We start from the raw sequence: 24,089 nt of genomic DNA on the forward strand, positions 1-24,089 counted from the left end.
CCGGTAGACGACCGGGTTGATAGGCTGGAAGTGGAAGCGCAGTAATGTGTGGAGCTGACCAGTACTAATAGGCCGAGGACTTGACCACAAAGCAACTTTTGCTCGCGTCCACTAGGCAATTCTGAGACAACAAACGGTATGTGTTTGTGTGTTTCATAGGGTTACGGCGGTTATGGCGAAGGGGAAACACCCGGTTACATTCCGAACCCGGAAGTTAAGCTCTTCAGCGCCGATGGTACTGCACCGGGGACGGTGTGGGAGAGTAGGTCACCGCCGGACAATCTTTTACGAAAAGGGCTCCCACCATGTGGTGGGGGCCCTTTCGTGCTTTCCAGGGTCTTTTCCTTTCAATAGATCCGGGCAACGGAGAAGCCCCGGTCCTTCAGGACCGGGGCTTCTCCGTTACACCGCTGCTTCCCGTCAGGGGGTGATGAAGAGACCGTCACCCACGGTTCGCTCCGCGCCGTCCGAAGGCCGGTTCACGGCCTTGTGGTTGACGACCATCACACTGGAGCCGCCGCCGTCGAAGTTGATGGCCTGCTTGGCTCCCAGCCACCGCATCAGCTGGGCGGCCTCCACCATCGAGGCGCCCACGCTGACGCCGGGGTTGCGTCCGTCGACCGTGGCCAGGATGAGCCCGCCCGACTTGTCGACGCCGACCATCGTGCGCGGGTGACGCCGGAGCATCATGTTGATCGAGGCGTGTCCGTCGGCCGCCGCAGTGATGCGCACCCGGCCGTTCCTGACCAGCCCGACCCCGCCACCCATGATGTGTGTCTCCGGGGTGAGCGGTATGGCCCGCTGTGTGCGCAGGTCGATCACCTTCCCGTCCACCTTCATCCAGGTTCCCTGCCCGTGCTCCTGGAGCCAGACGGCTGCCAGGCCGGTGCCGTGGAGCAGGTAGGTACCCCGGGCGACGATGCCGCCGGCCTGACGGACCTTGATGACCCTGCCGTCGGCGGCGTTGACGACGACCTCGATGCCGCCGTCGGTTGCTGTCTTGCCGCCGAACTCCTCGGTGTAGAGGACGAGCTCCTCGGCCCCGGCGGCCCGGTTGATGCCGTTGATCTCGGCCTTCGTCCCGTCGGAGGAGATCGCGGTGACCGTGGTCTTCAGCTCGGTGATCCGCGCCTTGCGGCCCTGGGTGATGACGAGGCCGCTGCGGCCCGGCACGGCCTCGCTGAGGAGCCTGCCGCCCACGACGGACACACCGACCGGGTCGCCCTGGAGCGCCTTGGCCGTGTGGATGTTGAAGAACCCGCCGTTGACCCCGGCGATGGCGCCGGCCAGCTTCGACATCGAGCTGGTGCTCTCACGCTTGGCCACGCTCTTGCCGACGCTCGTCTTGAAGGAGCCCTTGAACAGCTTCGGGTTGACCATCAGCACGCGCATGTCCCAGGGGCCGGTGGTGTCTGTGCCGTCGTCGCCGAGATAGTCGGTCTTGGCCCGGACACCGGCCGCCTTGAGCTCCTTCACGACCTTGTCGGCCTTGGCCCGCTGGCCGAACGACCACAGGCCGGTCCTCACCATGTAACGCTCCACGGCCGGAGCGTCCGAGGCTGCGGGCTGCACGATTCTCAGGATCTCAGGGGCGAATCCGGCGTCCTCCATCGCCTGAGCCACCGTCTGTGCCGTGACCAGGGAACCGGAGTCATGCCCGTTGGGCATAAGAGCGGAAACTGTCCACCCTTGGGTGGATTTGCCGTGTTTCACACTAAAAAGGGTAATTCCCGGTGCCACGCTCTGCTGCTTCTTAACCGGCGCCATGCTCACACCCAGCGGGAACGCGGAGGAGGGAAACCCGACACTCGCCTGTTTCGCCTCGGCGGGAACCGCCACAGCGGTGAGTGTCAGAGTCATCAATCCAGCGACAAGGTGTCGCGACATGTGCATCTCTCCCCGTTGGTCTCCGATTTCGTGAACCATCGTGCCGAGATCTACGGGTCAAGGGGAGTGAAACAGGTGAAACATCCCAAGAAAGTGTTGTTGCTCACGCTGAAGGTCCCGCGTACCTGATTCCGTCAGCCCACGCAGTGATACACCTTGCGCAGCGTCTCGTGGACGATCCAGACGGTCTTGGCGCCCTCGGCGAGCAGGCAGACCGATCCGGGCACGAGCTCCAGGGTGGCGCCGCCGTCGATTTCCAGCGTGGCACGGCCGGACAGGACCACGAACATCTCGTCACGTTCCACATCGACGACCGTGCCCGGCGTGATCTCCCAGATGCCCCGGCTCTGCCTGCCGTCCGGTGAGGACCACAGCTCGATCGACGAGACGCGCGGAGAACCCGCCAGGATCTGGTGGGGCTCCAGCTCCTCCGGTGACAGCCGTACGTCGTCGGTGGGGACGGAGAACGCCCCGGCGGCGGCGACCATCCGGGTCAGATCGGCGGCCTCGGGAACGAAGATCTCGGGCATGGGGACCTTTCAGGAACGGGGACTGTCTCTCCGGAAGGACTCCAGAGCCAGGAGGGCGACGTGGAGGGAGAGACAGGATTCGACATCGTCCAGATCGGTGTCGAGGACGCGCTCCAACCTGCGGAGACGGTCGTAGAAGGCGGGTCTGGACAGATGGGCTCTCTGGGCGGCGACGGCCTTGTTGCGGCCCGAGTCGAGATAGACCCGCAGGATCCCGGTGAGATCGCCGCCGCGCTGGGCGTCGTGGGCGAGTAGCGGCCCGAGTTCGCGCTCCGCGAAGGTCTGCAGCCGGGCGTCGTCGCGCAGAAGATGGAGCAGGCCTCTCAGGCGAAGGTCGGGCAGCCGGTAGAAGGCGCGGCCGTCGGGGTGCCTGACGGCCACGTCGGCGACCTGCTCGGCCTCCAGGAAACTTCTCCGTACGTCGCGGATCGACTCGACCAGGGAGCCGGCGGCGAGGACGAAGGGGACGGTGAAGGCCGCACGCAGGTGATCGGCGAGCGTGGTCAGCGCGGCCTCGGGGAGGACGCGCGGCGGAAGGGGGAGCAGGACGCCGACCCGGTTCTGATCCAGGGCGCCGACGAGGGCGGGAAGGCGGGCCTCGCGGCAGGCGGCGGCGGCCGCGTCCGCCAGCTCGCCGAGTTGGATGAGCTGCTCCTGGCCCTCGAGCGGCTTGTCCGCGGTCTCGGCCAGGCGGAGCACCACGCTGATGAGTTTGCGGCCGGTGAGTGACACACCGACCGCGCGGGCGCGTGCCGCGGCCTCCTCGGGGTCGGCGTACGCGTGGGTGAGGATTCCGGTGATGATCGTGCCATGCGCCTGACGTTCCAGTGACTCCTGGTGGCGCTCCAGCAGGCGGCCCAGGGCGAGGGTGGTCGCGGCGCGCTCGGCGAGCACGATGTCGCGCGGCCCTGGCTCCGTGTCGCAGAGGATGATCAGGCGGCCCCAGTCCTGGCCGCGTGCGCCGACCATGGTGACCAGCCAGCCGGAGGCGGCGTCGTAGGCGGTGCGCAGGTCGGGTGCGACCGCGCGGGAGCGGGTCTCCCAGCCCGCGAGCAGGGAGCCGGTGTCGCGGCCGGCGGTCTCGCAGGCCAGCACCTGGTGGGCGAGGTTCTCCAGCAACGCGGGGCGCCCGGACAGCCTCGCGACCTGGCCCAGGACATCCGCCGGAGAGGCGCCCTCGACCGACAACTCGGTGAAGACCTCGTGCAGCTGCTCGGAGGCGCGGAGCTCCTCCAGCTGGATGTCGATGATCCGGGCGTGCACCGACTCGGTGATCTGCACGAACGGTGTCTCCCTGGCCAGGGTGACCAGAGGCAGGCCGTGAGCCTCGGCGGCGCGGACCACGGCGCCGGGCAGCTCCCCGATGAACTTGCGGCCCAGTTCCACGATCAGCCCCGACGCGCCCACGGCGACGAGCTCGCCGATGTAGTCGGCGAGCTTGCGGGGATCGTCGGGTAGGGCGATGCCGGTGGTGAGCACGAGCTCGCCTCCGCGCAGCAGGTGGGCGATGTCGGTCACCTCGCCCACGTGCACCCAGCGCACCCGGCTGTCCAGCCGGTCGGCCCCCGCCACGACCCGTGGATTGCCCCGACGGACGGTGTCCAGGGCGAGGACGTCGGCGACAGTAGGGAGCACCTGTCGAGAATATCCGATCAGCATGTAAGCGCGAGGGGGTCACGCTTTACAGCCTGTTTGCCCCACCCTCCCCGCCACCTGCTTTCTCCCCGCGAGGGGGTCACGGCTCGACTCCTGTGGGGGCGGTCCAAGGATCGAAGAGCCGCGCCGCGACGGTCCATCCGACGGCGACCCCATGCTCCATCGCCGCCCCTCACCCGCTCCTGCGTGCCTACCGGCGCAACTCCCCGGTTTCTTCGAGGTCCGCACCAGGCGTCGAGCGGCCCCGCGGCGCCGGAGGTGGGGCGGCGCGCTTCAGGCGGGCCTCCAGTCCGTCGAGGAAGCAGGTCAGGCCGAACTCGAAGTTGAGCGCCCTGGCGGCGTCGACGTCCATGCACCGGTACTCGGCGTAGCGGGCGGCCAGTCCGGGGTAGTCGGCCGCCGCCTTCTCCACCACGGGCTGCAGGGCCTCGTTCAGTTCGTTGGAGTTGAGGCCCGCCTTGGCGGTCATCGCCCGCCAGGAGAGTTCGGGCGCGGTGACCCCGAGCACGTACGCCAGGAGCGTCGAGGCGGCGTGGTCCTGGTCGAGGCCGCGGAACCCGGCGTGGTCGAAGGTGGTGACGAGCCGGTTCATCATCCGCATCGCGTTGGGGCCGATGGCGGGGGTGATCCCGATGTAGCCGATGACCCAGGGGTGCGCGAACAGCGCCTGGCGGATGGAGTACGCGAAGGAGGAGGCGGCGTTGCGCCAGCTGGTCTCCCGGACGTCCGGGATGTCGAACTCGCCGTAGACCTCGTCGAGGACCAGCTCAAGCAACTCGTCCTTGTTCGCCACGTGCCAGTAGATGCTGGTCGTCCCCGAGCCGAGTTTGGCGCCCAGGCGGCGCATGCTCAGCGCGTCCAGCCCTTCGGCGTCGAGCAGCTCCATCGCCGTGCGAACGATCTGCGCGCGGCTGAGGGTGGGGCTCTTCGCGGTGCGCTGTTCGCGGGTCCAGACGGAGCTGAATTGCTGTTCCACTCCTCAAGCATAAATCTTGTGGCACGCTGTTCGAGCTTATCGTACAGTGTGCGAGTGGAATCGAACACTGTACGAGTCGAACGTGATCCGAGGCGCTGGTGGATCCTCGGAGTGCTCTGTCTGAGCCTGCTTGTCCTCGTGGTGGACAACACCGTTCTGAATCTGGCGATCCCCGCCCTCATGGTTGATCTGGGGGCGAGCCCGGCGGACATCCAGTGGATCATCGATGCCTACGTCCTGGTCTTCGCCGGGCTACTGCTCACCTCTGGCAGCCTGTCGGACCGCTACGGTCGCAAGCGCTTCCTGATCATCGGTCTGGTTTTGTTCGGCGGTGCCTCGCTGCTCGCCGTGCTGGTCACCGAGCCCTGGCACCTGATCGGCGCCCGCGCGCTCATGGGCGTCGGTGGCTCCATCCTGATGCCGAGCACCCTGTCGATCCTGATCACCGTTTTCGACGAGGAGGAGCGCCGCAAGGCGATCGCCGCGTGGAGCGCGGTGGCGATGGTCGGCGTGATCGCCGGTCCTACGCTGGGCGGCTTCCTGCTCGAACACTACTGGTGGGGATCGATCTTCCTGCTCAACGTGCCAGTCGCGATCGTCGCCGTGATCGCCGCGGCGCTGCTGATGCCCGAGTCGCGCGGTCCGGCGAGAAGGCTCGACCCGGTCGGCGTCGTGCTGTCCACGACCGGCATGAGCGCCCTCGTCTACGTGGTCATCTCCGCGCCGACCGCGGGCTGGACCTCGGCGGAGTCGCTGGTCGCCGCCGGGCTGGCGGTGTCGGCGCTGGGGGCGTTCGTGATCTGGGAGCTCAGGACGGAGCACCCGATGCTCCCGCTGGAGCTGTTCCGCGACCGGAACTTCAGCGGGGCGTCGTTCTCGATCGTGCTGATGTCGTTCGGCACGGGAGCGCTGCTGCTGATGCTCACCCAGTACCTGCAGTTCGTGCTGGGCTACAGTCCGATGCGCGCCGGTCTCGCGCTGCTGCCGTACGCCGTGGCCGCCGCGGTGTTCAACGGGGTCGGCGCCGCGCTGGGGCAGAAGGTCAGCAACCGGATGCTGGTCGCCGTCGGCCTCGCCGTGATGGCCGGTGGGTTCGGGGTGCTCGCCGTCATGACCGCCGACACCGGGTACGGCCTGCTGATCACCGGTCTCATGCTCATGGGGGTCGGCGGGGGCCTCGCGGGGCCCGCGGCCTACGCGACGCTGATGGGGGCGGTACCGCCCGCGCACGCCGGCGTCGGGTCGGCGCTCAACGACACCGTCCAACAGGTCGGCATGGCGCTGAGCGTCGCCGTGCTCGGCAGCGTGCTGGCCGGGGTCTACACCGCGTCGATGCCCGACGACGCCCCGGCCGCCGCGCGCGAGTCGATCGGTGGGGCGCTGCGGCTGGGGGACGGGGGGGTGATCGAGACCGCGCGCGAGGCGTTCGTCTCGGCCATGTCGTTCGGCTCCTGGGTGGGGGTCGGCTTCACCCTCGCCGCCGCCACGCTGGCGTTCCTGGTGTTGCGCCCCGCGCCCGTGTCCGGAGCCGGTACGGAGGAGGGACTGGTGAAGGCGGGGAGCTGAGAGGTCGTCCAGGTCGTCGGCCCCGTGCGGCTCGCGCCACGCCAAGGATGGCGCGAGTCGCCGGGGGTCCGGGGCGGAGCTCAGGTCGCCTGCGCTTCGGCGCGAGCCGCACGGCTTCGTTGCGGGATGCGAGGGCGCCGTGGGATGCGAGCCGCACGACCGCCCGGTACCCCTCAGTGCCCTGCGGCCGCGTCAGGGACCTTTTCCCGGCGGAGCGGACGACCGCCTCCCGGTGCCCCCCAGTGCCTCGCGGCCCCCGGGGAGGGTGATCCTCACGGGCGGAGCTTGACAGTGTGCAGGGTTTGGCGGGGATATGCCGACATATTGTAGGTATGAGCGGTGGCCCCGAGAGGCGATACTCGATGTATGTCGGACCTCCTTGCGCGCCATCGCGCGGTAATGCCCAACTGGCTGGCCCTTTACTACGACGAGCCCATCGAGATCGTCTCGGGCAAGGGAAACCGCGTCGTCGACGCGTCGGGCAAGAGCTATCTCGACTTCTTCGCGGGCATCCTGACCAACATGATCGGGTACGACGTGCCCGAGGTGCGCGAGGCCGTCGAGCGGCAGATCGCCACCGGCGTGGTGCACACCTCCACGGTCTACCTGCTGCGCGGTCAGGTGGAGCTGGCCGAGAAGATCGCGAGGCTCTCCGGCATCCCGGACGCGAAGGTCTTCTTCACCAACTCCGGCACCGAGGCGAACGAGACCGCCCTGCTGTTGGCGACCTACGCGCGTAAGTCCGACCAGGTGCTCGCCATGCGGCAGAGCTACCACGGCCGCTCCTTCGGAGCGGTCAGCGTCACGAGCAACCGCGCGTGGAAGAACAACTCGCTGTCACCGCTGAACGTGCACTTCCTGCACGGCGCCGACCGGCATCTCACCCGGTTCCGCGGCCTGTCCGACGCCGACTACATCGCGGCGTGCGTCGACGACCTGCGCCACGTGCTGTCCACCGTCGTCGCCGGCGACGTGGCGGCGCTCATCGCCGAGCCGATCCAGGGGGTGGGCGGTTTCACCATGCCTCCCGACGGGTTGTTCGCCGCCTACAAGGAGGTCCTCGACGCCGAGGGCATCCTGTTCATCTCCGACGAGGTGCAGACCGGCTGGGGGCGCACCGGCTCGGCCTTCTTCGGCATCCAGAACCACGGCGTCACGCCCGACATGATGACCTTCGCCAAGGGGCTGGGCAACGGCTTCGCGGTCGGAGGCGTCGTCGCCCGCGGTGACCTGATGGACAACCTCCACGCCGTAGGGCTGGCCACCTTCGGCGGCAACCCGATCTCCATGGCCGCCGCCAACGCCACCCTGGACTACGTCCTCGACCACGACCTGCAGGCGAACGCCGCGAGGACCGGCGCCCTGATCATCGACGGGCTCCGTGAGGCGGCGCCGAGGCTGCCGATCGTCGGCGACGTCCGTGGCAAGGGCCTGATGTTCGCCGTCGAGCTGGTCGACCCGGCGACCGGCGAACCCTCGCCGGCCCTCGCCACCCGGTTCATGGAGGAGACCAGGAAGTCCGGCCTGCTCGCGGGCAAGGGCGGCCTCAAGGGCAACGTGCTCCGGATGGCCCCGCCGCTCACCCTCTCCCTCGACGAGGCCGCGGACGGCCTCGGGATCATCGTCAACGCGCTCGAAACCATCAACGCCGAGGTCGTCTCGTGAAGAACGTCACCCACTGGATCGGCGGAGGCTCCGTCGAGGGCTCCGGCCGCACCACGGAGATCTTCGATCCCGCGACCGGGGAGGTCGCGGGTCGCGTCCACCTCGCGTCCGTGGGCGAGGTGGACGAGGCCGTGGCCGCCGCCGTCGAGGCCTGGCCCGCGTGGCGGGACGCCTCGCTGGTCAAGCGCTCGCAGGTGCTGTTCCGCTTCCGGGAGCTGATGTACGCCAACCGCGACGAGCTGGCCCGTCTCATCTCCGAGGAGCACGGCAAGGTCCACTCCGACGCGCTGGGCGAGGTCGCGAGGGGCCTGGAGGTCGTGGAGTTCGCCTGCGGCATCCCGCACCTGCTCAAGGGCGGTTTCTCCGAGGGCGTCTCCACCCGGGTCGACTCCTACTCGATCCGGCAGCCGCTGGGCGTCGTGGCCGGGATCACCCCGTTCAACTTCCCGGCGATGGTGCCGATGTGGATGTTCCCGATCGCGATCGCCGCGGGCAACGCCTTCGTCCTCAAGCCGTCGGAGAAGGACCCCTCGGCGTCGCTGCTGATGGCCTCGCTGTGGAAGGAGGCCGGGCTGCCCGACGGCGTCTTCAACGTCGTCCAGGGCGACAAGGTGGCGGTGGACCGGTTGCTGGAGCACCCGGACGTGCGCGCGGTCTCGTTCGTCGGATCCACGCCCATCGCGAGGTACGTCTACGAGACCGGCACCTCCCACGGCAAGCGGGTCCAGGCGCTCGGCGGCGCCAAGAACCACATGCTCGTCCTGCCCGACGCCGACCTCGACCTCGTCGCCGACGCGGCGGTGTCGGCCGGTTTCGGCTCGGCGGGGGAGCGCTGCATGGCGATCTCCGTCGTGCTCGCCGTGGACCCGGTCGGGGACGAGCTGGTCGACAAGATCGTCTCTCGGGTCTCCGCGCTCACCGTCGGCCCCGGCGACGACCCGTCCTCCCAGATGGGACCCCTCGTCACCGGGGCCCACCGCGACAAGGTCGTCTCCTACCTCGACCTGGGTGTTTCCGAAGGTGCGAAGCTCGTCGTGGACGGCCGCCTGACCCCCGTCCTCGGGGGTGGTGCCGCCCAGGACACCGCCGGATTCTGGCTCGGCCCCACGGTCCTCGACCACGTGGCCGCCGGCTCCCGGGTCCACCGGGAGGAGATCTTCGGCCCGGTCCTGTCGATCGTCCGCGTCTCCTCGTACGAGGAGGGCCTGGAGCTGATCAACGGTGGCGAGTTCGGCAACGGCACCGCGATCTTCACCAACGACGGCGGCGCGGCCCGGCGTTTCCAGAACGAGGTGGAGGTCGGCATGATCGGCATCAATGTGCCGATCCCGGTGCCGATGGCCTTCTACAGCTTCGGCGGCTGGAAGGCCTCGCTCTTCGGGGACACCCACGTCCACGGGACCGAGGGCGTGCACTTCTACACTCGGGGCAAGGTCGTCACCTCCCGATGGCTCGACCCGAGCCACGGTGGCGTCAACCTCGGCTTCCCGACCAACGGGTAGCCTCCGACCCGCGAGGCCCGCGCCCCTCCTGCCGGGGCGCGGGCCTCGCGTCTTTTTCCCGCCCCTTTCCCGGTGTGACATGCGGATGCCCGGGGCGGGCGCGGGCCGGTAGGCTCCCGGCAGGTCGGTGGCGATGTCGGGAGGAAACCTCGTGGGCCTCGTAGGCAGGGACAGGCTTCGCCCGGCGCGTCTGGGAGCGCTGCTCGGAGTGGGCGTGCTGGCGCTCGCCGCCTGTGCCCAGGCGGGAGCCACGACCACGGCGAGGCCGATGCGCGGCCCCTCGTCCTCCGCGACACCCGTCACCCCCTCCGCGACGCCCACCGCCGCGACCCGTGAGGCCACTTCGAGCCCGACGCCTTCGCCGTCCATCGGCGAGGGCGAGGGCACGCTGCGGGTGCTCACCTTCCAGGGGTACGTCGAATACGGCGGGACCAGTTCGCAGGTCAACTGGCTCGCGCCCTTCGAGCGGGAGAGCGGCTGCGTCGTCAAGCTCGACCGGGTCCGTACGAGCGAGGAGATGGCCGTCAGGTTCGCCACCGGCGCCTACGACGCCGTCTCACCCGCCCCCGACCTGGCAGGGCTGCTGGTGGCGCAGGGGAAGGTGGCGCCGCTGGAGACGGCGTTGGTCGACGACTACCGGAGGATCCCCAGGCGCCTGCGCGAGCTGCCCGGTCTGCGCGAGGACGGCAAGGTCTACGGCATCCCCTACCTGTGGGGGGTCAACCGGGTCCTCTACGAGGAGGGCAGGCCCGAAAGGCCGTCGGCGCTCTACGAAACGTCCTCCGCGGCGATCAGGAACAGCCCGCTGAGCATCGCCGACGCCGCACTCGCCCTCGGCGGGAGGCGTCCCGAGTCGAAGAGGGAGGATCCGTTCCAGCTCACCTCCGCACAGCTCGACGCCGCCCTGAGGCTCCTCGCCGAGGGCGAGGGCGCCGACCGGGTTTACTGGGACGGCTCGCTCGACCTGGTCAGGGCCCTGTCGGCGGGACCGGTGCGGATCGCCCAGGCTCTCCCGTACCACCTGGACCTCTTCCGGCGCGCGGGCCGGCCGATGAAGGCGCTGGAGGGGGTGCCGATGACCGGGTGGGTCGACTCGTGGATGCTCGCGGCGAAGCCCGCCAGCCCCAACTGCGGCTACCGGTGGCTGAACTGGGTGAGTTCGGCGTCGGCGCAGCGCCCCGCCGCGGCCTGGACCGGGCTGGCCCCGGCCAATCCGGAGGCGTGTGGCGGTCACGCCCGCCGGATGTGCGAGATCTACCACGTTCGAGACAGCCGGTGGCTGCGCGATGTCGTCTTCGCCGCCCGCCCGACGCGCGACTGCGGGGGCCGTGGTGGGGAATGCACCGATTACACCGAGTGGGCGGAGCGCTGGAAGCAGCTCCTGAAGTGACCGGTTTCCCGCCGGTCCGAGCCTGAAGGGCCGCGGGCCCGTCCTTCCCTCCTCGCGACACTCGCCCCCAGTCATGCCCGTGTATCTCGCGTTTGGCCGCGCTTTTCGTTGTCTTGATCGTGTTTGGCGATGGATTCGGTGGGAAAATCATGCTCTCGATATCGACTGGTTGACCAGTCAGTGGGTAGTCTGGTCGCCATGAGAATCCTTCTTGTTGGAGCGGGCGGCGTCGGTTCCGCCGTCGTGCCGATCGCCGCACGCCGAGATTTCTTCGAACACATCGTGGTCGCCGACTCCCAACAGGACCGGGCCGCCGCCGTCGTGGCCAGGATCGCGGACCCGCGCTTCAGTGCCATCGGGCTGGACGCCTCCGACCGGGTGGCGGTCGAGGCCGCCCTCGCCGAGCATCGCTGCGACGTGCTCTTCAACGCCGTGGACCCCCGCTTCACCATGTCCCTGTTCGAGGCGGCGCTCAACGCCGGGGCCCACTACCTCGACATGGCGATGTCGCTGTCGCGACCGCATCCGCGCAGGCCGTACGAGCTGACCGGGGTGAAACTCGGCGACGAGCAGTTCGCCCTCGCCGAGGCCTGGCGGCAGAAGGGCGGCCTGGCGCTGGTGGGGATGGGGGTGGAGCCGGGGCTCGCCGACGTGTTCGCGCGCTACGCCGCCGAGCACCTGTTCCGGAGCATCGAGGAGATCGGCATCCGCGACGGCTCCAACCTGGTGGTCGACGGCTACGACTTCGCGCCGACGTTCTCCATCTGGACGACGATCGAGGAGTGCCTCAACCCGCCGGTGATCTGGGAGAACGGCGGCTGGCACACCACCGAGCCGTTCAGCGAGCCCGAGGTGTTCGACTTCCCCGAGGGGATCGGGCCGGTGGAGTGCGTCAACGTCGAGCACGAGGAGGTGCTCCTCGTGCCCCGCTACATCGACGCCAAGCGGGTGACGTTCAAGTACGGCCTGGGTGAGGAGTTCATCGGGGTCCTGAAGACCCTGCACAAGCTCGGCCTGGACAACGCGGACAAGATCAAGGTGGGGGGAGTCGAGGCCTCACCGCGCGACGTGGTCGCGGCCAGCCTGCCCGACCCGGCCACACTCGGCGACCGGATGCGAGGCAAGACCTGCGCCGGGACCTGGGTGAAGGGCGTGGGCAAGGACGGCCGGCCGCGCGAGGTCTATCTCTACCACGTGGTCGACAACGAGTGGTCGATGCGGGAGTACGGCTGCCAGGCCGTGGTCTGGCAGACGGCCGTGCACCCGGTGGTCGCCCTGGAGTTGCTGGCCACCGGCGCCTGGTCGGGCAGCGGCGTGCTCGGCCCCGAGGCGTTCGACGCGGTGCCCTTCCTGGAGTTGCTCAACGCCTACGGCTCACCGTGGGGCATACGCGACGAGACCGTCGAGACGCTCCTGTCCGCCTGACGCCCCTCCCCGCCGCCTCCTCGGCTTACTTCGTAAAGGCGTTCCGGGGATTCCGGCCGCACCGGCTTCGCGAGGGTGATCGGGGCGCCGACGGAGATCGCGGCCGTACCGGTGATCAACCGGTGCGGGGCCGCGGACTCGCACCGGTTGTCGGGAAGAGCTCAGAAGAAGGCCACGCGCCGGGGTCGGGAGCGGGCGTCGTCCTGCTGCGGTAGCAGCGCGTCGGCGCACTCCGGGCAGGCGAAGAGGGCCGTGCCGTCGGGGAGGCGGCCGATCCTGGTCCGCGGGCGGGGCCACTTCTTGTGGCAGGCCACGCAGGCTTCGCCCTCACGTTGGGTGCGGGTCAGTCCGTCGGGATCGAAGGTCATCGTGGCGTGTGCCGTTCTGGGCGGCCTCCAGTTCATCGTGTTCCTTTCAGCGCGGAGACCCCGCCTTGAGGCGTGGGAAGGAAACGCGGCAAGGCGCCGCACGGGTTGGTGGCATGCGCGCGCGGTGGTGACAACCAAGCCGCCGTACGCATGACCCGCACCACCCTCGCCGCCGGACCGGCGGAGAGGGAAAACGCCTGTGGAGTTGGGGTAAGACCTCAAAGGGAGAGTTTTTCTCCTGGCGGGCAACTGGCGGTGAAGCAGGAGCCCTAACCCGTGAGGGCAGGAATCCCCTGGCTTCGGTCGTGGGGAGGAAGCCGATTACATTCCTCCAGCGTGGTGACTCCTTGTTCTCTCCCGTGGCTCGGCCGCGAGGAGGACGTCGACACGTTTCCTGTCTTGATCGCGTACTTTCATATCGGAACCGTTATAACGCGGTCACGACCCGTGATCGCTGTGGCGGATGTCAAGCGGTGGTTAAATCACGGCCTACATGCGGGCCGTATAACGGCAAAAGGGACACTCGGCATCAAGCCGGGTGCCCCTTTTGGTGCGTTCTAAACAGTCAGGCCTCGTTCACGGCCTTCTCCAGGATCGCGAGACCCTCCTCCAGAAGGTGATCGGGGATGACCAGTGGCGGCAGGAAACGCAGCACATTGCCGTAGGTGCCCGCGGTCAGCACGAGCAGACCCTCGGCATGGCACCTTTTCGCGATCTCGCCCGCCGCCGTGGGGTGGGGCTCCCCGGTGCCGGGGACGACCAGCTCGATAGCGATCATGGCGCCCCGGCCACGTACGTCGCCGATGATCGGGTTTCTCTTCGCCATGGCGCGCAGCCGCGGAAGCATGGTCTCGCCGATGCGGCGGGCCTTCCCGATCAGGTCGTCGGCCTCGATGGTCTCCATCACGCCCAGCGCGGCCTCGCAGGCGAGCGGGTTGCCGCCGTAGGTGCCGCCCAGCCCGCCGACGTGGACCTTGTCGAGGATCTCGGCGCGGCCGGTGACGGCGGCGAGCGGCAGGCCGCCCGCGATGCCCTTCGCGGTGACGATGATGTCGGGCACGATGCCCTCGTCCTCGCAGGCGAACAGGTGGCCGGTACGGCAGAAGCCGGTCTGCACCTCGTCGGCGACGAAGACGATGCCGTTCTCGCGGCAGAACTCCAGGATCCTCGGCATGAAGCCCTTGGCGGGCTCGATGAAGCCGCCCTCGCCCGCGATCGGCTCGATCACCACGGCGGCGACGTTCTCGGCGCCGATCTCCTTGGTGATCTGGTCGATCGCCTGGGCCGCGGCCTCCTCCGCGCAGTTCTCCGGGCCGGTGGGCCAGCGGAACGGATAGGCGAGCGGCACCCGGTAGACCTCGGGTGCGAACGGGCCGAAGCGGTGCTTGTAGGGCATGTTCTTGGCCGTCAGCGTCATCGTCAGCAGGGTCCGGCCGTGGTAGCCGTGCTCGAAGACGACGACCGCCTGGCGGCCGGTGGCGTGGCGGGCGACCTTGACCGCGTTCTCCACCGCCTCGGCGCCGCTGTTGAGCAGGAAGGTGCGCTTCTCGTGGTCACCGGGGGTGATCTCGTTGAGTTTCTCGGCGACCCGCACGTACGACTCGTACGGCGTGATCATGAAGCAGGTGTGGGTGAAGTCCGCCACCTGCCTGCTCACCCGCTCGACGACGCGCGGGGCGGAGTTGCCGACACCGGTCACCGCGATGCCGGACCCGAAGTCGATCAGGGAGTTGCCGTCGGCGTCGACCACGACACCGCCCCCGGCGTGCGTCACGAAGACGGGCAGCGTGGTGCCGATGCCCGGCGGTACGGCGGCCTGCTTGCGCGCGAGCAGTTCGCGGGACCTCGGGCCGGGAATCTCGGTGACGAGGCGGCGCTCCTGCGGAAGCGAGGGGCCGCCCTCGGTGACGGTGCTCATGATGTGAAGCTATGTCGCCAATGCCGGTGTGCCGATGATGCGCTATGGCAAAATTGCGAAGAGCGGAATAGACATAACGTACAAAAAAGGGGGTGGGGATGGCGCCGACGCTGAACACCGTCGTACGGCGGCTCGCTCTCGGGCTCGTCGTCCTCACCGGGCGGGAGGCGCTCGACCGGCCGGTGCGCTGGGTGGCGGTCAGCGAGCTGGAAGATCCCACCCCGTTTCTTGAGGGTGGTGAACTGGTCCTGACCACGGGCATGCGCCTGGACGCCCGTAACGCCGGCCCCTACGTCGAGCGCCTGGTCGCCAGAGGCGTCGCCGGACTGGGATTCGGCGTCGGACTCGGGCACGAGACGATCCCCGAGGCGCTGGTCGAGGCCGCCACGCGGGCCGGGCTGCCGCTCGTCGAGGTGCCGCGCGACACCCCGTTCGTCGCCATCGGCAAGGCGGTGAGCGAGCTGATCGCCGCCGAGCAGTACGACGAGCTCAGCAGCGCCTTCGCCGCCCAGGGACGTCTCACCCGCGCCGCGCTGCGCCCGGAGGGCCCTCGCGCGGTGATCGACCGCCTTGCCCGCGAGCTGGGCGGCTGGGCGATCCTGCTCGACGAGGCGGGGGCCGTACGACATCTGGCGGGCAGAGGTGCCGCGGCGGCGGCCGGAGACCTCGGCCCCGAGCTGGAACGGCTGAGAAGGATCACGAGCCAGGGCGCTCCCGCGAGTGTGGCCCTCTCCTCGCCCGAGGAACACGTCATCGTGCGGCCACTGGGAGCCCGTCGGGTGAGGGGATTCCTCGCCGTCGGCATCGGCCGGTCCTTCACCCCGGTCGCGCACACCGTGGTCAACGCCGCCGCGTCCCTGCTCACGCTCACCGTCGAGCACGGCGTGGAGCACCTGGCCGCCGAACGCCGGGTCCGCTCCGCGGTGCTGCGGCTGCTGCTGGCCGGGCAGCTGGAGGCCGGGTGCGAGACGTTGGAGCGGCTCGGGGAGCGGTTCGCCGACGAGCCGCTGGTGGCGATCGCCTGCGCCGGGGAGCCGGAGGCGGTGCTCGAGGCCGCGGGGGCCGAGTTCGCGGCGGCCGACGGCGACAGGGTGGTCCTGCTGGTCCCGCCCGCGCGGGCCGACGCCGTGGCCGCGACGCTCGGCGAGTACGGCCCCGTCGGGGTCGGTGAACCGGTGGGTCTCGACGACCTGCGCGCGGGACTGGAGCAGGCCGACCGGGCGCTCGCCGCGGCCGGGCGCGGCACCGCGCCGGTGGCGCGCTTCGCCGACCTGGCGGGTCAGGGGCTGCTCTCCCTGCTCGACCCGGGCGTGGCGGAGGCGTTCTCCTCCGCGCTGCTCGCCCCGCTCAGGGAGTACGGCTCACGTGCGGATCTGCTCGGGTCCCTCCGCGTCTACCTGGACTGCAACGGCCACTGGGACGCGGCGGCGCAGCGGCTCGGGGTGCACCGCCACACTCTGCGCTACCGCATGCGCCGGGTGGCGGAGCTGGTCGGCCGCGACCTTGAGGATCCCGCCGTCCGCGCCGAACTCTGGGTCGCCCTCGCCGTCGCCAGGTGAGGGCGGGGGCCCAGATCGGGGGACGCCGTCGGGGTCAGTCGCGGTCGACGACCAGATAGCGGGAGATGACGGCGTAGGTGACCGTCTCGTAGGTGGCGCTGTCGCGCAGGTGCCCGGCACGTTCCAAGCCGATCGCGCCCTGGGCCGCGGCCCACACGGCGTCGGCGATCTTCCTGGGCTGGGTGGGGACGATGTATCCCGCCGAGATGCAGTCCGCGATCACCCGATCGACGATGTTCAGCGCCGCGCGGGCGAGGGTCCTGGCCCGCTCGCTCGGCACGAAGCCGGGGATCGCGCGCTCGAACATCAGGGCGTAGTAACCGGACTCGTCCAGTGCGGCCTCCCGGTAGACGGGACCCAGCGCGATGAGGTGCTCCAGGGCGTCCTTGCGCGAGGGCACGGCCTCCAGACGGCGCCGGAAGCGCTCGAAGCCTTCCAGGTACAGCGCCTCGGCGAGGCCCTCCTTGCTGCCGAACATGGTGTAGATGACGGTCGTCGAGCATCCCGCCTCGGTGGCGATGCGGCGCATCGAGAGGCTCTCCGGCCCGATGGTGACCAGCAACTGGCTGGCGACGTCGAGCAACCTGGCACGAAGCTCGTCCTGAGATGCCCGCTCACCGACAAGGTAGGCGCCCTGAAGGCCGCGCGGCGCCGAGGAGGTCATGCGCCCACGCCCTTCCGCTCTCATCGTCATCCGGTGACTTAGCCACGGTGAAGATCATTCAAACCGGTGCCTTGTAAGGAATATCCCCGATTACCCCTGTTTTCGTTACAGGGAACGGGCGGGCGGGTTTATGCGGAACGGCGTGCCGTCGTGAGGCTGTTGTGCGGAGTGGAGTAAGGCCGCTCCCACGCCGGTGACATAGCGTCTGGGTATGGACGTGCGCCCCTTCTGGCTCGCCGGACGCTCCGCCAAGGGCGAAACCGAGCTCACCGTGACCAACCCGCACGACGGCCGCGTCGTCGCCGTCTGCTCCGTGCCGACCGACGGCCAGGTCGAGGAGGCCGTGGCCGCCGCGGCGGCCGTGCGGAAACAGGCCGCCGCGCTCCCGATCCACGTACGGGCCGAGGCCCTCGCGCACGTCTCGCGTCGCCTCGCCGAGCGCGCCGACGAGATCGCCGCCCTGATCACCGCCGAGAACGGCAAACCGATCTTCTGGGCCCGCGGCGAGGTCGGCCGGGCGATCTCCACCTTCAGGTTCGCGGCCGAGGAGGCCCGCCGCCTCGGCGGCGAGACCGTGCGCCTGGACACCGAGGCCGCCTCCGCGGGCCGCCTCGCCTACGTCTCCCGGGTCCCGCACGGCCCGATCCTGGGCATCAGCCCGTTCAACTTCCCGCTCAACCTGGTCGCGCACAAGGTGGCCCCGGCCATCGCCGTCGGTGCCCCGATCGTCCTCAAACCCGCACCGGCGACGCCGGTCTCCTCGCTGGTCCTGGGTGAGATCCTGGCCGAGACCGACCTGCCGGAGGGCATGTTCTCCGTGCTCCCCGTGCCCAACGACCGCGCCGGCGCACTGGTCGAGGACCCACGCCTGCCGGTCGTCTCCTTCACGGGCTCGGCCCCCGTGGGGTACGCGATCATCGACCGGGTCCCGCGCAAGCACGTGACCCTGGAACTCGGCGGCAACGCCGCCGCGGTCGTGCTCGCCGACGCCGACCTCGACTGGGCTGCCTCGCGGATCGCGCTGTTCTCCAACTACCAGGCCGGTCAGAGCTGCATCGCCGTACAGCGGGTGATCGTCGAGGCGTCGGTCCACGACGACTTCGTGGCCCGGCTCGTCCCGGCCGTCGAGGCCCTGGTCACCGGTGACCCCGCCGACGAGAAGACGCAGGTCGGCCCCCTCGTGTCGGCCGAGGCCGCCGAGCGCGTGGAGCAGTGGGTCGGCGAGGCCGTCTCCGCGGGCGCCCGCCTGCTGACCGGCGGCACCCGCGACGGCGCCACGTTTGCGCCGACCGTGCTCGCCGACGTGCCGGCCGACGCCAAGGTCTCCCGCGAGGAGGTCTTCGGCCCGGTGATGGTCGTCCAGAGGGTGTCCGGCGTGGACGAGGCGTTCGCCGCGGTCAACGACTCCAGGTACGGCCTGCAGGCAGGGGTGTTCACCCGCAACCTCGACCACGCCTTCCGCGCCAACCGGGAGCTGGAGGTCGGCGGTGTGATCATCGGTGACGTGCCGTCGTACCGCGCCGACCAGATGCCCTACGGAGGGGTCAAGGACTCGGGGGTCGGCCGCGAGGGACTTCGCTCGGCGATCGCGGACTTCACCTACGAGAAGGTGATGGTCCTCACCGGTCTCACCCTCTGACGGGCCGGGGCCCGGCTCTCGGCGCCGTCGAACCGACCTTGCGGCGCTCTCGGCGCGGTCTCCGCGTCGAGGTCACGATGCGGAGGCCGTGGCGTAGAGGGCCTTGGCCGAGTCACCGAAGTAGGGGCCGTACATGGTGCGGCGGTCGTCGCTGTACTTGAAACTGCTGACCGAGACGATCGTGCCCCGGCCGGTGGAGGCGTCGAAGCCGCTCAGCCAGGGCCCTCCGCTGGATCCGGCGGTCATGTCGCAGCGCATGCCCTGGTCTCGGGTCTGCCCGTTCGGGTCGTCGCGGAGCGGGCCCGCGCAGTAGACCAGGTGCTCGCCGTCGTAGGGTGCGTCGGCGGGAAAGCCGAAACCGCTCGCGAGGCGCCCCCTGGGAACGCCGAAGGCGATGTCCTGGCCGCCGACGACGTCGCCGAGGTGCCTGCCGCCGCTGGTGGCGACCGCCACCATGCCGATGTCGTGGCTGTCGTCGCCCTCACGCGACCAGGGGCCCGCGACGAACATGCGGCGCGCGGTGTACTGCCCGTACGGGCGGCGGCCCTGGCTGTAGCCGGGGACGAAGGTCCAGTTGTCGGCCCAGGCGCCGGTGCCGTCCTTGACGCAGTGGCCGGCGGTCACCACCAGATCCTTGTTGGCGCTCCTGACCGAGCTCGCCGAGCACACGAAGTCGCTGCCCTTGATGGTGAGAAAGACTCGCCCCGTGGTGCGTGCCACCGCCCCGCCGGAGGTCCACCGGGCGCCCGCGGTGCGGGACACGGCGCCGTGCGAACTCTGGCGGGAGGCGACCCCCCGGCCGGCGGCGGAGAGCCGCCCGAGCGTTCCGGTGACCTTGTCGAGCCGGTCGAAGGGGGTCGCGGAGGCCATCCGGCGAGGGGTCCAGTAGCCGAGCAGACGCTCCCGCTCCGACGCGGTGGGAGCGGGCGCGTGCTCGGCGACGTCCGTCATGCCGGACGTCGCGACCGTCGTGGGTTTTCCCGCCGTCTCCGTCGTCCCGGCTTCCCCCGTCGTCTTCACGGAGGGGTGGGCGGGGGACTTCGCGGACCGTTTCCCGAGCTCGGTGACCGCCTGCCAGGTGGCCGTCGCGCCGGCCGCCGGGGCGCTCAGCGACCCGGCGAGGAGCGAGGCGGCCGCAAGCAGGGGGAGGCTTGAGGTCATGAAACCCGAGTTTGCACTACGCGTGGTGTTCCTGTGATTACTTTTGGTCAATATCAGGGGGTGCCGGTGGTCTGGGCCGCCTCGTAGACGGCCCGCGCCTCGGCTCCGAAGTAGGGGCCGAACATCCAGCCCTCGGCGAAGCCGTACTTGAAGCTGTTCACCGAGTTCAGGGTGCCGAGGCCGGTGCTCTCGTTGAAGTCGAGGAACCAGGGCCCGCCGCTCGACCCGCCGGTCATGTCGCAGTTCAGCCCGATGTCGCGGGACATCAGGAAGTCGTCGAACGCACGCCCGGCGCAGTAGACCAGCTTGGAACCGTCGTACGGGGCGGCGGCCGGGTAGCCGAAGGAGTGCATCTGCCGGCGTCGCGCCTGGTTGAAGGAGACGCCCTGGCCGCCGACCACGTCGGTCAGCGATTTGCCGTTCAGCGGGGCCACCACGGCCGAGGCCACGTCGTAGTTGATGTCCTCGCTGTTGTTCCACTGCGGGGTGGTGTAGAGGGTGGTCGCCACCCACGTGCCGTGGGGCCGGTCGCCGTTCTGGTAGCCGGGCACGAAGACCCAGTTGCCGTGGAAGGCGCCGCCCATCCTCACGCAGTGCCCCGCTGTGATCACGGTGCTCTTGTTCTCGCTGGTCACCGCGCTCGCCGAGCATGAGGCGTTGCGGCCCTGGTAGGTGAAGAACACCCGGCCCGCGGTCTTGGCGATCGCCCCGCGACGGGTCCACGCCGCGCCGGTGGAGGGGCGGGCCGCCGCCGAGCCCTTGGTGACCGTGACGGCGTCGCCGTCGGGCTCGGTCGCGGGGACGGAGACGGGGTCGGCCGCGGTCTGGGCCGCGATCGCCCCCGCGGTGAGCCGGGCGCCGTCCTTCTCGGGGACGAGGGCGGCGAGCGGCTTGGCCGCCTCCATCTTCGCCTCGGTCCAGTAGCGCTGGACGGTCTGCTGCTCCTTCCTGGTGTCGGCCGCCTCCTCCTCGACCGGCTGGGGAACGGCCCGCGCCGGGGTGACGCCGCCCCCGCTCCTGCCCGCCGCGCCCGCTGTGGCACCCGCCGGGGTGTCCAGCCTGGCATCCACCGTGGCATCCACGGTGGCGCCGTGCGCGACCGTCGCGGAGAGCAGTGTGCTTCCCGCGATGGCGGTGAGAATAGGGACGAATCGTGCCGTGCGCCGCATATGTACCTCCCGAGGGCCTGTCGCTGTTCCGGGAAGCTAGTGCGCTGTACGTACGCATTTCTCAGGCTTTACAACTATTGATATGACGAAATTCGGACTTAAATACTGCCTTTTATCGCGTGTTCCACGGCTAACAGTTTTTCGCCGTGATCCTGCCTGATCACCACTGACGTACGCTGATCCGGATTGATCAATCCCGGTACGGCCGATTCGACGATCCCTTGGGGCGTCGGATCGCGGACGGGGGCCGATTCACCCCGGTACGGCCGATTCGACAGCGCGGTCCGAGCCGGGAGAATGGGGCGGTGCAGCCAGACACCGTTCGTTCCGTCGTCCTGCTCGGCTCGACCGGGTCCATCGGGACCCAGTCCCTCGACGTCATCGCCCGCAACCCCGGCAGGTTCCGGGTGGCCGCGCTGGCCGCCTACGGTGGCCGGGTCGATCTGCTGGCCAGGCAGGCGGCCGAGTTCCGGCCCGACGTGGTCGCCGTCGCCGACCCCTCCGCGCTGCCGGAGTTGCGAGAGGCCCTCGCCGCGCACGGGGTGGGCGCGCGGGTGCTGATCGGCCCCGAGGGGGTGGCGGAGGCCGCCGCCTGGCCCGCCGACGTCGTACTCAACGGAATCACCGGGGCTTTGGGGCTGACCTCCACGCTGGCCGCGCTCGAGGCGGGCCGGGTGCTCGCGCTCGCCAACAAGGAGTCGCTGATCGTCGGCGGGCCGCTGGTGAAACGCCTGGCCAAACCCGGCCAGCTGATCCCTGTCGACTCCGAGCACTCCGCGCTGGCCCAGTGCCTGTGGGCGGCGGGCCCCGCCGGCCCCGACGCCTCCGCCGTGCGCCGCCTGGTCGTCACCGCGAGCGGCGGGCCGTTCCGCGGCAGGTCGCGCGCGGACCTCGCGGACGTGACCCCCGAGCAGGCCCTCGCACACCCCACCTGGTCGATGGGGCCGGTCATCACGGTGAATTCCGCCACACTCGTCAACAAAGGCCTTGAGGTCATCGAGGCCCACCTGCTCTTCGACATCGGCTTCGACCGCATCGAGGTCGTCGTCCACCCGCAGTCGGTCATCCACTCGATGGTCGAGTTCGTCGACGGCTCGACCATCGCCCAGGCCAGCCCGCCGGACATGCGCCTGCCCATCGCCCTCGCCCTCGGCTGGCCGGAGCGGGTCGCCGACGCCTCCGCCGCGGTCGACTGGACCGCGGCGCACACCTGGACGTTCGAGCCGCTCGACGAGGAGGCCTTCCCCGCCGTCGCGCTGGCCAGGCACGTCGGCGAGGCCGGCGGCACCGCCCCCGCCGTCTACAACGCCGCGAACGAGGTCTGTGTCGAGGCCTTCATGGCCGGGCGCCTGCCGTTCCCCGGCATCGTCGACACCGTGGCGGCGGTGGTCTCCGAGCACGCGGTGACCGAGGCCGCCTCGGTCGCCGAGGTGCTCGACGCCGACTCCTGGGCGAGGATACGGGCACGCGAGCTCACCGGGACTGCCTAGACTGATGAATGTCGTCGACTCTTCAAGGGCTGAAAATGACTTCTGTTGCTCTCGGAATCCCGTCCGTCAGGACCAGGCCGATCGCCGAGCGACGCATATCCCGTCAGATCATGGTCGGCTCCGTCCCCGTGGGCGGGGACGCGCCGGTCTCCGTCCAGTCGATGACCACCACGGTCACCGCCGACGTCAACGCGACGCTCCAGCAGATCGCCGAGCTGACCGCCTCGGGCTGCCAGATCGTGAGGGTCGCCGTCCCCTCCCAGGACGACGCCGACGCGCTGCCGATCATCGCGAAGAAGTCGCAGATCCCGGTGATCGCCGACATCCACTTCCAGCCGAAGTACGTCTTCGCCGCGATCGAGGCGGGCTGCGCGGCGGTCCGGGTGAACCCCGGCAACATCAAGAAGTTCGACGACAAGGTCGGTGAGATCGCCCGAGCGGCGGCCGAGCGCGGCGTGCCGATCAGGATCGGCGTCAACGCCGGTTCGCTCGACCCCCGCCTGCTCCAGAAGTACGGCAAGGCCACCCCCGAGGCGCTGGTGGAGTCGGCGCTCTGGGAGTGCTCGCTGTTCGAGGAGCACGGCTTCCGTGACATCAAGATCTCCGTCAAGCACAACGACCCGGTCGTGATGGTCCAGGCGTATCGCCTGCTCGCCGCCCGGTGCGACTACCCGCTCCACCTCGGCGTCACCGAGGCCGGTCCGGCCTTCCAGGGCACGATCAAGTCCGCGGTCGCCTTCGGCGCCCTGCTTGCCGAGGGCATCGGCGACACCATCCGTGTGTCGCTGTCGGCCCCTCCGGTCGAGGAGGTCAAGGTCGGCAACCAGATCCTGGAGTCGCTCAACCTGCGCGAGCGCGGCCTGGAGATCGTCTCCTGTCCCTCCTGCGGACGCGCCCAGGTCGACGTCTACACCCTCGCCGACCAGGTCCAGGCGGGGCTCGAAGGACTGAAGGTCCCGCTGCGCGTCGCGGTGATGGGCTGCGTCGTCAACGGTCCCGGCGAGGCTCGCGAGGCCGACCTCGGCGTCGCGAGCGGCAACGGCAAGGGCCAGATCTTCGTCAAGGGCGAGGTCATCAAGACCGTCCCCGAGTCGCAGATCGTCGAGACCTTGATCGAGGAGGCCCTGCGCCTCGCGGAGGAGATGGGCGTGGAGGTCGACCTCGACGACGACGCCCCCGGACCCCAGGTCGTCGTCGGAGGCTGACCCCGCATCCCGCACGTGCTCCCGTCCGCCCCGGGGTGACCGCCTCCTCGCGGCGGATACAGCCGCCGACCGCGACGGCGCGGCACGTGCGGAGAGCGGGGCAGACGGCCGCCCTGCCGCGAAGTTCCCCTCCGCCCGTCCCCGAAGATCGCGTTCGCGCCGGGGCGGGCGGTTTCCTTTGGCGTTCAGCCCCGCGCCGCCTCGCCTCAAGGCGCGGCCGGAGCTGTGTACTCGCCGGTCTTACGGGCGCCGCACCTCGCCGCACCCGTACCGCGGCGCGGGCGGGTCGCCGGGGCCATTGGGGCCCCGATGGCCGCTG

Annotated in this window: 18 protein-coding genes and 2 rRNA genes; 11 read left to right on the top strand and 9 right to left on the bottom strand. The window is 69.9% G+C overall.

The features are described 5' to 3' along the window. Together ABZ664_RS00005 and rrf are read left to right on the top strand one after the other, a co-directional pair. Positions 1-88, top strand: a 23S ribosomal RNA gene (locus ABZ664_RS00005); the annotation flags it as partial. Positions 89-162: 74 nt separating this feature from the next. Next, positions 163-279 (top strand): 5S ribosomal RNA (rrf, locus tag ABZ664_RS00010). Positions 280-420: 141 nt separating this feature from the next. Here rrf and ABZ664_RS00015 read toward each other — a convergent pair. The 4 genes from ABZ664_RS00015 to ABZ664_RS00030 form a co-directional block, all read right to left on the bottom strand. Beyond that, complete coding sequence (locus tag ABZ664_RS00015; protein ID WP_362500989.1) at positions 421-1,668, bottom strand: phosphodiester glycosidase family protein; 1,248 nt, start codon at positions 1,666-1,668, stop codon at positions 421-423. A gap of 353 nt (positions 1,669-2,021) precedes the next feature. Continuing rightward, entirely contained in the window at positions 2,022-2,417 is a 396-nt protein-coding gene (locus tag ABZ664_RS00020; protein ID WP_362500991.1) for a cupin domain-containing protein, read from the bottom strand. Positions 2,418-2,426: 9 nt separating this feature from the next. Continuing rightward, the gene (locus ABZ664_RS00025) at positions 2,427-4,052 is read right to left on the bottom strand and encodes a PucR family transcriptional regulator (protein ID WP_362500993.1); all 1,626 of its coding nucleotides are present in this window, start codon (positions 4,050-4,052) and stop codon (positions 2,427-2,429) included. A gap of 211 nt (positions 4,053-4,263) precedes the next feature. Further along, positions 4,264-5,049, bottom strand: coding sequence for a TetR/AcrR family transcriptional regulator C-terminal domain-containing protein (locus ABZ664_RS00030; RefSeq protein WP_362500995.1), 786 nt, complete (start codon positions 5,047-5,049; stop codon positions 4,264-4,266). A gap of 54 nt (positions 5,050-5,103) precedes the next feature. On the opposite strand from ABZ664_RS00030, the gene ABZ664_RS00035 reads away from it, so the two are divergent. The 5 genes from ABZ664_RS00035 to ABZ664_RS00055 all read left to right on the top strand — a co-directional run bounded on the left by ABZ664_RS00035 (position 5,104) and on the right by ABZ664_RS00055 (position 12,597). Continuing rightward, the gene (locus tag ABZ664_RS00035; RefSeq protein ID WP_362500997.1) at positions 5,104-6,615 is read left to right on the top strand and encodes an MFS transporter; all 1,512 of its coding nucleotides are present in this window, start codon (positions 5,104-5,106) and stop codon (positions 6,613-6,615) included. 366 nt (positions 6,616-6,981) lie between these two features. Further along, positions 6,982-8,280, top strand: coding sequence for an aspartate aminotransferase family protein (locus tag ABZ664_RS00040; RefSeq protein WP_362500999.1), 1,299 nt, complete (start codon positions 6,982-6,984; stop codon positions 8,278-8,280). Further along, positions 8,277-9,782, top strand: coding sequence for a CoA-acylating methylmalonate-semialdehyde dehydrogenase (locus tag ABZ664_RS00045; protein WP_362501001.1), 1,506 nt, complete (start codon positions 8,277-8,279; stop codon positions 9,780-9,782). Before ABZ664_RS00040 ends, ABZ664_RS00045 begins: the two co-directional genes overlap by 4 nt. 151 nt (positions 9,783-9,933) lie before the next feature. Further along, positions 9,934-11,172, top strand: a complete 1,239-nt coding sequence (locus ABZ664_RS00050; protein ID WP_362501004.1) for an extracellular solute-binding protein — start codon at positions 9,934-9,936, stop codon at positions 11,170-11,172. 198 nt (positions 11,173-11,370) lie between these two features. Further along, positions 11,371-12,597: a saccharopine dehydrogenase C-terminal domain-containing protein gene (locus tag ABZ664_RS00055; protein ID WP_362501006.1), complete on the top strand. Its 1,227-nt coding sequence runs from the start codon at positions 11,371-11,373 to the stop codon at positions 12,595-12,597. 161 nt (positions 12,598-12,758) lie between these two features. On the opposite strand, the gene ABZ664_RS00060 is transcribed toward ABZ664_RS00055, so the two are convergent. Further along, positions 12,759-13,001, bottom strand: coding sequence for a hypothetical protein (locus ABZ664_RS00060; protein ID WP_362501008.1), 243 nt, complete (start codon positions 12,999-13,001; stop codon positions 12,759-12,761). Between the two features lie 529 nt (positions 13,002-13,530). Then, positions 13,531-14,883 (bottom strand): 4-aminobutyrate--2-oxoglutarate transaminase, encoded by a 1,353-nt coding sequence (gene gabT / locus ABZ664_RS00065; protein ID WP_362501010.1) that lies wholly within the window; start codon positions 14,881-14,883, stop codon positions 13,531-13,533. Between the two features lie 98 nt (positions 14,884-14,981). Between gabT and ABZ664_RS00070 the strand changes: the two genes are divergently transcribed. After that, positions 14,982-16,442, top strand: a complete 1,461-nt coding sequence (locus tag ABZ664_RS00070) for a PucR family transcriptional regulator (protein ID WP_362501012.1) — start codon at positions 14,982-14,984, stop codon at positions 16,440-16,442. Positions 16,443-16,476: 34 nt separating this feature from the next. Here the strand turns inward: ABZ664_RS00070 and ABZ664_RS00075 are convergent, their stop codons facing one another. After that, positions 16,477-17,106 carry a TetR/AcrR family transcriptional regulator gene (locus ABZ664_RS00075; protein ID WP_362501014.1) on the bottom strand — a complete coding sequence of 210 codons (630 nt, stop codon included), beginning with the start codon at positions 17,104-17,106 and terminating at the stop codon, positions 16,477-16,479. 211 nt (positions 17,107-17,317) lie between these two features. Here ABZ664_RS00075 and ABZ664_RS00080 point away from each other — a divergent pair, with 211 nt between their 5' ends. Then, a complete protein-coding gene (locus ABZ664_RS00080) occupies positions 17,318-18,745 on the top strand; it encodes an aldehyde dehydrogenase family protein (protein WP_362501016.1) in 1,428 nt (475 codons plus the stop codon). A gap of 72 nt (positions 18,746-18,817) precedes the next feature. On the opposite strand, the gene ABZ664_RS00085 is transcribed toward ABZ664_RS00080, so the two are convergent. Together ABZ664_RS00085 and ABZ664_RS00090 are read right to left on the bottom strand one after the other, a co-directional pair. Then, positions 18,818-19,906: a trypsin-like serine protease gene (locus ABZ664_RS00085; RefSeq protein WP_362501018.1), complete on the bottom strand. Its 1,089-nt coding sequence runs from the start codon at positions 19,904-19,906 to the stop codon at positions 18,818-18,820. Positions 19,907-19,959: 53 nt separating this feature from the next. Beyond that, positions 19,960-21,075, bottom strand: a complete 1,116-nt coding sequence (locus tag ABZ664_RS00090) for a peptidase (protein ID WP_362501020.1) — start codon at positions 21,073-21,075, stop codon at positions 19,960-19,962. Between the two features lie 305 nt (positions 21,076-21,380). On the opposite strand from ABZ664_RS00090, the gene dxr reads away from it, so the two are divergent. Together dxr and ispG are read left to right on the top strand one after the other, a co-directional pair. Beyond that, positions 21,381-22,565: a 1-deoxy-D-xylulose-5-phosphate reductoisomerase gene (dxr, locus tag ABZ664_RS00095; RefSeq protein ID WP_362501022.1), complete on the top strand. Its 1,185-nt coding sequence runs from the start codon at positions 21,381-21,383 to the stop codon at positions 22,563-22,565. 35 nt (positions 22,566-22,600) lie between these two features. Beyond that, entirely contained in the window at positions 22,601-23,770 is a 1,170-nt protein-coding gene (ispG, locus tag ABZ664_RS00100) for a flavodoxin-dependent (E)-4-hydroxy-3-methylbut-2-enyl-diphosphate synthase (RefSeq protein WP_362501024.1), read from the top strand. Positions 23,771-24,089 lie beyond the last annotated feature (319 nt).

Source organism: Streptosporangium sp. NPDC006930 (genome assembly GCF_040635605.1).
Lineage (GTDB): Bacteria > Actinomycetota > Actinomycetes > Streptosporangiales > Streptosporangiaceae > Streptosporangium.

Bases quoted from the DNA above. Each gene is read 5' to 3' on its own strand.
- ABZ664_RS00015 (WP_362500989.1), bottom strand. From the start codon at position 1,668: ATGCCCAACGGGCATGACTCCGGTTCCCTGGTCACGGCACAGACGGTG.
- ABZ664_RS00020 (WP_362500991.1), bottom strand. From the start codon at position 2,417: ATGCCCGAGATCTTCGTTCCCGAGGCCGCCGATCTGACCCGGATGGTC.
- ABZ664_RS00040 (WP_362500999.1), top strand. From the start codon at position 6,982: ATGTCGGACCTCCTTGCGCGCCATCGCGCGGTAATGCCCAACTGGCTG.
- ABZ664_RS00055 (WP_362501006.1), top strand. From the start codon at position 11,371: ATGAGAATCCTTCTTGTTGGAGCGGGCGGCGTCGGTTCCGCCGTCGTG.
- ABZ664_RS00060 (WP_362501008.1), bottom strand. From the start codon at position 13,001: ATGAACTGGAGGCCGCCCAGAACGGCACACGCCACGATGACCTTCGAT.
- gabT (WP_362501010.1), bottom strand. From the start codon at position 14,883: ATGAGCACCGTCACCGAGGGCGGCCCCTCGCTTCCGCAGGAGCGCCGC.
- ABZ664_RS00070 (WP_362501012.1), top strand. From the start codon at position 14,982: ATGGCGCCGACGCTGAACACCGTCGTACGGCGGCTCGCTCTCGGGCTC.
- ABZ664_RS00075 (WP_362501014.1), bottom strand. From the start codon at position 17,106: ATGACCTCCTCGGCGCCGCGCGGCCTTCAGGGCGCCTACCTTGTCGGT.
- ABZ664_RS00080 (WP_362501016.1), top strand. From the start codon at position 17,318: ATGGACGTGCGCCCCTTCTGGCTCGCCGGACGCTCCGCCAAGGGCGAA.
- ABZ664_RS00085 (WP_362501018.1), bottom strand. From the start codon at position 19,906: ATGACCTCAAGCCTCCCCCTGCTTGCGGCCGCCTCGCTCCTCGCCGGG.
- ABZ664_RS00090 (WP_362501020.1), bottom strand. From the start codon at position 21,075: ATGCGGCGCACGGCACGATTCGTCCCTATTCTCACCGCCATCGCGGGA.
- ispG (WP_362501024.1), top strand. From the start codon at position 22,601: ATGACTTCTGTTGCTCTCGGAATCCCGTCCGTCAGGACCAGGCCGATC.